Here is a 7,041-nt window from a genome sequence, read left to right on the forward strand (position 1 = left end):
CGGGCTGTCCAAGCGGGCGGCGGCCCGGCGCGCCGGGATCAGCGAAGGCCGGTGGCGGCAGCTCGAGGACGGCTACGAGCAGGCCCACGGCCGCCGGACCCCCGCCAACGCGACCCGCGCGACGCTGGTACGCATGGCACAGGCGATATCGCTTCCACCCGCCGAACTACTGCGCGCGGCCGGGTTCGCACCCGACTCCGCCGCCGAGGTCGTCGACGTCACCGGCCTGCGACCCGACGAAGTGGCCCGGGTGCGCGAGTTCGTCCGGTTCCTGCGCTACGAGCGGGCCGCCCTGCAGCGCTGACCGGAGGGGGGCGGGCACCAGGAGTCTCCTCGGCGCGTTCCGACCCGGATTTAGATACATTAGATACAATATGGTCAGCGCAGGGCACACCCGCCGGAAAGCGCTGGGAGAGAAAGGCATTGGGTCATGGACCTGCTCGAACTCGCCCCGGACCGCGACACTTCTTCGCACCCGTCGCAGGAAACCGGTGCCGGTCCGCTCACCGAACATGCCGTCGTCGTGACCCCCGACGGCATGGGCACCGTGCTCGTCGTGCACGACACCGGCAGCGATGCGGTCGCGCTGGTACGCACCGCCTCCGGGGTGCGGCCCTGGGGCGTGGCCGCGCTGTCCCGTATCGACGGCTCGCCGGTGTCCACCGCCGGGCAGGACGCCCGGACCGCTCACCACCGCGCGCACCTGGTCCAGGCGCAGACTCCGGCGGGCGCGGTGTTGAGCGGTGGCTACCGGCTGGCCGACCTGGACCTTGCCGAGGGCCACGGCTGGATCCGCGACGCGACCGGTGTGGCGGTGGCCTTCGTCCGGGTCCGGCTCGCCGACGACGGCCGCCGCCACTGGTGGCTGCAACGGGTGACGGGCGGCGCGCCCTTCGGCACGGCATTCCCCGAAGACGCGCGCCCCGGCCAACCCCACGGAGCGCTGCGGGCGGCCGGATGTGCGGACTGGTACCTCAAGTCCGCACATGCCCAGCACACGACCGCCGTCGCAGGCGAGCTCCGGCGCACCGTCACCTTGCCCCTCGCACGGGTGCGGGAACTGCGCGCGCTGCCCGCTCCCGTCTCGGCCGTCACAGGTGAGCCCGTCGCCGCGGTGGCGTGGCACGACTGCTGGCGCCGCTACGCGCTGAGCGTGGAGCAGATGACCGGTTTGGCCGCGGTTGCCCGCACCGCGGTGTCGAGCCTCGCGCACGACACCGCCGAGCAGCGCCGCCGCCGGCGCGTTCTCACCGCGGCGGCCGCCCAGCTGGACTTCCAGGCCTACGACACCGCCCGCGCCCTGGCCCCGATTCCTGTGCCGGGCTCACCCGACGCCTACGGCCGTCCGCACACGCCCCGCCCGACCGAACCCGCACTCGTCGACCTCGACGACGAACCCGCCGAGCAGACCGCGCCCTTCGACCCCTCCGCCGTGCCGAGCACCGATGCCCGCCACCCGTACCCCCCGCGCCCGGCCGCCGGGCCCGGATCTCGCGGCCGCGTCCTGTGCGCCGAGGCACGACTCCGGGAGCTCCGGCACCAGGGCCAGGCTCGACGTACAGCCCTGTGCACGCTACGCGGCGCACCGCATACCGGGTCTCGGCGCGCGGCGGGCCCGCACCGCCAGGACTGGCGAGCGGGTCACCGACTGGATCGGCAGGCCCGGCTCAGCAGCCCCTACAGTGCATCAAGCCGGGTGGAGACGGCGCGCGGAAGCCCGGGGCGGGCGACGTCGGGTCGGCGGAGCTTCGGCAACCATCAGAGGTCGAAGCGGACGGCGAGCACCATCTTGATGAAGTCGAGCATCTCGGTAGTCACTGTCCCGTCGTAGGTTCCGGCCTCCAGCACCGCGCGCACGCAGGGGATGAACCGATGCACGGCCAGTACCCGGCCCTCGTCCCAGCCGACCGAGAAGATCCGCAGGTCCGTGGGCATCTCCCGCGCGTCGACCACCGGGACCGCGAGCACGACATCGCGATGGCGCAACAGCGCCTGGCCGTCGACGATCACCACGGTCAGGTAGCCGTCCCCGGCGGCGATCGTGTAGATGTCGCCTTGGAGCAGTTCCCTCACAGAGGCAGGCCCAAGCCGATACGCAGCAGGTCGGCATCGCTGTGCTGGGGCGGGTTGTGCTGCTCGTGCGCGGCGATGCGCCGCAGCTCCTTGTCCGCGAGCCGCTGGAGCACCGCGCGGTTGATCTCGGCACTGACGTTGCCGTCCGCCTCCTTGCGCAGGAATTCCGCGGTCGCGTCCGGAAGGCTGATGTTCAGTTTCGCCATGCCACCACGGTAAAGCGTCACGCTTTACCGTGGCAACCGTCTGGGCCTTCGCGCCCGCGTGGGCCGCCGTGCCGGTCGTCGGTCATCGTTTCATGAGGTTCCGGCGTACCGAGGGTGCCGACGAGACCATGAATGGGGGCGGCCCGTCGTCAGAGGGGGAACAGCGAGGGCTGGGCGGTGGCGTCGCCGGTCCAGGACATGAGGTTGGGCAGGTTCGCGTCGGGGGCGTAGGTGAGATAGGTGCCGTCGACGCTGTGGCAGCCGATCGCGGTCGCGTAGTCGTAGCGGCGGCGCGAGTTCACCCGGCCCATGTGGACCCACTTGCCGACGCTGGAGGCGACCGCGGCGAGGTTGGCCGCTTCGGGTCCGAGTTTCCAGGCGGTGTCTCCGGCCAGGAACAGGCAGTCGATCTCGTCCCAGGGATCCCAGGTGCAGTACTCCATGAAGTTCTGGGCCGCGAAGGCGACGGGAAACCCGAGATCGCGGATGCGTCGCAGCATCGGCCGGGAGCGGGCGAGGGTGGCGAAGTGGTCTCCGACGACGTCGGGGGCGACCACGAACAGGCAGCGCTCGGCGTGCGGGCGCAGCCGGCCGAGCCAGTCCAGGTAGGCGGAGTCGCCGGGGTAGGAGCCGCCGAACACGCCGTTGTCGGCGCACCACAGCGGGTAGTCCTCGGCCAGGCGGTTGCCCTGGGCCGGGGTCATGATGGCGCCGAGCTGCCCGGCGCGGATGCGGTCGCGGATCGCGGGCGTGCTGGGCGGGGTGAGGTAGAGGGGCGCGTGCGGAGCGTGCTCGTGCCAGCGCTGGACGGCCCAGCTCTCGTCGAACCGTTCGCCGTGAGTCACCGCGGACATGGGTCCGTCCCTTCCGACTGCTGTGGGGTGCGTGCGGAGACGGGAGTGAGGGGCGGCCGCCGCGAGGATTGCGGGCGGCCGCCCCTCACTCCCGGGGGGACGGCTAGAAGGTGAGGTCGAAGCGCAGTGCGGCGTGGTACTCGACGATCTCGTCGTCGCCGATCATGCCGGTGGACTTCACCCAGTCGCCGACCACGACGAAGTGCCGTTCGGCCAGCTGGCGCGTGGCGTCCTCGATGGTGTCGACCGCCGTGGCGGGCGGGTCGAGCGGGACGTAGGCCCCCACCGGGTCCTCCTCGTAGTCGAAGACCTCGACCGCGTGGCTCGGGTACCAGGTGGCGCGCACGGTGATCACGTTCTGGAATTCGGCCTCGATGGCCCTGACGATCTCGGTCAGGTCCTCCGCCGCCGTGTGCAGGGCGCTCGCTCGTGCGCGCATGTCCGGGCGGCTGCGGGGGGACGAGGGGTCCAGGTACGTACGGGCGGTGTCGGTGTAGGTGGTGATGGTGTCGGCCAGGACGGTGAGCACGCCGTCGACTTCGCTGCCGTGGAATCGGCCGACGGCGGCCGCCGCCGCGAGCGCGCGGACGGTCAGGTCGGATGCGCAGGTGATGAACCCGTCGGTGCCCAGGACCATCCGCTCCTGTGCGACCTCGGACAGGAACTGCACGATCTTGCTGGGCTCGGTCGTGGCCTGCTCGTCCTCGGCGGGGCGCAGCGGGAACGGGTTGCCGGTGTTGTGCATGAGGGGAGTCCCTTCGGTGCGAGTGGGTTTCTGTTCGGAAGGGGCGGGGTGTCCGGTCCCGCCAACCTTCTATGTCATATATTACCCGATTTGAGGAGTGGGTCAAGCCTCGGTTGTCGTCGTCACTCGGGTCGATGCAGGTCAAGGAGCCTGCGGTTGGTCACGGTGAGCGTTGGCGGACACGAACGCTCCCCGTGCTCGGCGATCAGCAGGGATGTGAGCGCGTTCGGCCGGTGGGGGTGTCGCCGTGGTGGAGGTCGCGGTCGACGCTCCAGACCCGTGCGGGCATCCAGAAGAAGCGGACGTCGAGGAGTCCGGGGCCGACCTCGAAACTGGTGTACTGGACGCTGATCTCGCCGGTCGGCCGGGCCTGGGCGGGGTCGAGGATGTGTCCGTGTCCGCACTCGACGAACGCGGTGCACTCCACCGCGCCGGCCGCGGTCAGGGCGAAGTAGGTCTCGTGCTCGGACACCGGCAGGGCGACGAGGTCGCCGTCGAGGTGCGCCAGGCGTAGCAGCGCCCCTCGACGGAACCGGATCATGTCGCCGGGCAGCGGGCCGGAGGCCGCCGCCTCGTGCTGGGCTCGCGCCGCCATTGCGGCCAGGGCGCGCCGCCACTGCGCGGGAGTCCATTCGTCGTCAGTGGTGAACGCCGCACGCTCGCCGTGGCTAGTCATCGGGAAGTCCTTTCACACTGTGGGAGTGAGGGTTACGCGGTGGCCCGGTCAGCGTTCCTGGTCGGGGTCGGTGTCGCCCGCGTCGAGCGAGCGGTCGCCGAAGTCGCGGGTGAATCGGTCGGTGAGGCGTCCCAGCAGGGCGAGCAGCTGGTCGCGGGGAACGTCGACCGACTGGAAGGAGCCGTGTCGGCGCACCGCGTCGGCATCAGAGGTGATGGTGAGCCGTTCGCGGCCGTCGCCGAGGTCGGTGATCTCGAGCCGGTCGCCGTCCTCATCTCCGAGCACGGTGTGCGGCATGACGCGGATGCTGGCGGGCAGCTCGGCCGGGCGCGCACCGTGGCGCAGCAGGGCGATGGTCCGGGGCGTCAGTTCGCTCGCGGTGTCGAGGCGCTGTTGCAGATCGCCCTCGTCGCTGTAGGCGATCAGCCGCCCGTCGAGGTCGTAGAAATCGAGCCAGAGCCCGGACTCCTCGTCGGCGCGATCGGTCGCCGCGCCCACGGCCAGCCCGTTGGGGAGCAGTCCGCGAATGATCCAGCCGCTGGGCTCGAGCGGGGTCACCTGCGCGGCGTCGACGCTGTAGCGGTCGATGAGATCGAGTTCGGCGCGGAACGGAGTGTCCAGCACCGCCGACCACACCGGTGTGTCTTGGTCGTGGTGCGACATCACACCCACCCCTCGTCGATGATCGCGGTCCACGAGTCGCAGAGGCCCTGGCCGTGCTCGGCCCAGTCCGCGAGTTCCTCGTGTGCGCAGTCGCGGTGAGCGCTGGCCGCCGCGGCGCGCTCGATCGGATAGCAGCGCGAATGCGTCGAGCAGCCCCGCTGCCAGCCCGCTACGTCGGCGTCGAGCACCACGACGTTGGTGGGCACCAGCCCGCCGGGGGTGACCGGGGCCAACAGGGCGGCCTCGCGCTCGGGGTCGCCGAGCGCGGCGGCGGGCAGCATCGTGAAATTCCAGCTCCGTTGCGGGGACAGGACCGCGACGCGGACCGGGTCGTCGAGCAGCGCGGCGGCGGCCTGCACGACGGCCACGGCGGTGTAGCCGTAGCAGTCGACCCCGAGCGGGCCGTTGCGGCGTGCGTAGACCGAGGCGCACCAATCGCTCGAGTCGCCCTCGCGCGCCAGGCCGTCGTCACCGTTGCACACGAGCATCTCCAGGGGGATGCCGCGAACCTCGCCGACGGGCAGGTGGATGTTGACGTGACCGGCGAGGCGGATCTGCGCGTCGTAGCCGAGCTCGGCCAGCGCGATCAACTCCGGTGCGTAGCGCTGCCGTGCCTCGGCGATCAGCGCGTCGAAATCGGTGGAGGGCATAGCCCTGCTCCCTTCTGGGTAAATGCGAGTGGAGGAGAGCGAAGGGGGCGGGGTGTCCGGTCCCGCCCGGCTTCACGGGTGCTGCGGCGCTCAGCGGTGCGCGCGCGGTTCGGCGCTGTCGAGCAGCTCGAGCAGAACGTCGATGTCGCTGGTGCTCGCGACGCGCGCGGCGGCGGGTGTGCGCAGGCGAGCGAGCACGGCGCGCACAGTCGACCCGCGCCGTCCAGCGCCGGCCACGGACTGCCTGGTACCGGTCTGCGGATCCTCGAGCGCACCGGCGACGTGGATGTCGATGCGCGGATGGGTCGGGAACACCAGGAAGCAGCGTGAGGTGCTGTAGTCGAGTTCGGTGGTTTCCCCGGACCCGAGGGACGGCTCCGGGTCGTCCACGACGTCGACCGTGAAGTAGCGGCGGCCCGAGCCGAGCACGGTCCACAGCGTGGTGTGTGCGGTGGCCTTGAGCCACTGGCGGGTGCCCGCGTGCCAGGCGAGGTAGGAGCCGCTACCGGTGAGGGCGGTCAGTCGGGACACGAATTCCGCGTGGCACGCTCGGAACTCCGGGGAGTGCCACCAGGCCCGGCGTTCGCGCCGCCACCAGCGGAACATGACGTAGAGCCCGATGAATGTCGCGCTGTACCCCGCGACGGCGGGCCGGTCGCCGCGCCCCACGGCGTCGATGAAGCCGTGGCCGAGCACAACGATGTTGACCACGACGACGGCCACGGGGACCAGATCGGAACGGGTGAGCACAGACATGAGAGCCCTCCTGAGATTTGCGAGTGGTGTCGAAGGAGGCGGGGTGTCCGGTCCCGCAAACCTTCTATGTCATATATTACCCGATAACTTGGCGGGGGCAAGCGATTCCACCGGGTGAGTTGAAGAGATTTCCGCCCCGGTCTCAGGGGGTGGGTCAATAGGTGCCGCGCGGATGCCACTGGCGCGTCCCGACGGCGCACTGCCGACGGTGCAGCACGGCCAGCCGACGCCCGCCCCGACCGGTGCCGCCCGCTGCGTGCGCCGAGCAGTTCCCCTCCGGTCCGCCGACCGGTGCCGAGACCGACGTGACCGCGAGGGCCGACACCCGGCCCCGGGCTCGGTTCGCGAACCACAGCCTGCCCGCCGAGACCACCAGCACGGCCACGCCGACACCGAGGGCGGGTCGGGCGCACAGGGT

General features: G+C 71.3%; 9 protein-coding genes and 2 pseudogenes. 2 read left to right on the forward strand and 9 right to left on the reverse strand.

Annotation, left to right across the window (positions count from 1 at the left end; translation table 11 throughout):
• Together ON39_RS46340 and ON39_RS35250 are read left to right on the forward strand one after the other, a co-directional pair.
• Positions 1–304, forward strand: a pseudogene (locus ON39_RS46340) (hypothetical protein); the annotation flags it as partial.
• 126 nt (positions 305–430) lie between these two features.
• Entirely contained in the window at positions 431–1,831 is a 1,401-nt protein-coding gene (locus ON39_RS35250) for an amino acid adenylation domain-containing protein (RefSeq protein ID WP_040740662.1), read from the forward strand.
• On the opposite strand, the gene ON39_RS35255 is transcribed toward ON39_RS35250, so the two are convergent.
• The 9 genes and pseudogenes from ON39_RS35255 to ON39_RS35295 form a co-directional block, all read right to left on the reverse strand.
• Positions 1,759–2,073, reverse strand: coding sequence for a hypothetical protein (locus ON39_RS35255; RefSeq protein WP_040740663.1), 315 nt, complete (start codon positions 2,071–2,073; stop codon positions 1,759–1,761). The two genes, ON39_RS35250 and ON39_RS35255, sit on opposite strands and share 73 nt — an antisense overlap.
• A complete protein-coding gene (locus tag ON39_RS35260; RefSeq protein WP_040740664.1) occupies positions 2,070–2,279 on the reverse strand; it encodes a hypothetical protein in 210 nt (69 codons plus the stop codon). The genes ON39_RS35255 and ON39_RS35260 overlap by 4 nt, the downstream gene beginning before the upstream one ends.
• Before the next feature lie 149 nt (positions 2,280–2,428).
• Entirely contained in the window at positions 2,429–3,133 is a 705-nt protein-coding gene (locus ON39_RS35265; RefSeq protein WP_246003243.1) for a hypothetical protein, read from the reverse strand.
• Positions 3,134–3,236: 103 nt separating this feature from the next.
• Positions 3,237–3,878 (reverse strand): hypothetical protein, encoded by a 642-nt coding sequence (locus ON39_RS35270; protein ID WP_040740665.1) that lies wholly within the window; start codon positions 3,876–3,878, stop codon positions 3,237–3,239.
• A gap of 205 nt (positions 3,879–4,083) precedes the next feature.
• Positions 4,084–4,554 (reverse strand): hypothetical protein, encoded by a 471-nt coding sequence (locus ON39_RS35275; RefSeq protein WP_146251419.1) that lies wholly within the window; start codon positions 4,552–4,554, stop codon positions 4,084–4,086.
• Between the two features lie 48 nt (positions 4,555–4,602).
• The gene (locus ON39_RS35280; protein ID WP_040740668.1) at positions 4,603–5,217 is read right to left on the reverse strand and encodes a hypothetical protein; all 615 of its coding nucleotides are present in this window, start codon (positions 5,215–5,217) and stop codon (positions 4,603–4,605) included.
• Positions 5,217–5,867, reverse strand: a complete 651-nt coding sequence (locus ON39_RS35285; protein ID WP_040740669.1) for a hypothetical protein — start codon at positions 5,865–5,867, stop codon at positions 5,217–5,219. Before ON39_RS35285 ends, ON39_RS35280 begins: the two co-directional genes overlap by 1 nt.
• 90 nt (positions 5,868–5,957) lie before the next feature.
• Complete coding sequence (locus tag ON39_RS35290) at positions 5,958–6,623, reverse strand: hypothetical protein (protein ID WP_040740670.1); 666 nt, start codon at positions 6,621–6,623, stop codon at positions 5,958–5,960.
• Positions 6,624–6,777: 154 nt separating this feature from the next.
• A pseudogene (locus tag ON39_RS35295) lies at positions 6,778–7,041 on the reverse strand (hypothetical protein); the annotation flags it as partial.

The sequence above is a fragment of the Nocardia tenerifensis NBRC 101015 genome (assembly GCF_000308715.1).
Taxonomy (GTDB): domain Bacteria; phylum Actinomycetota; class Actinomycetes; order Mycobacteriales; family Mycobacteriaceae; genus Nocardia; species Nocardia tenerifensis.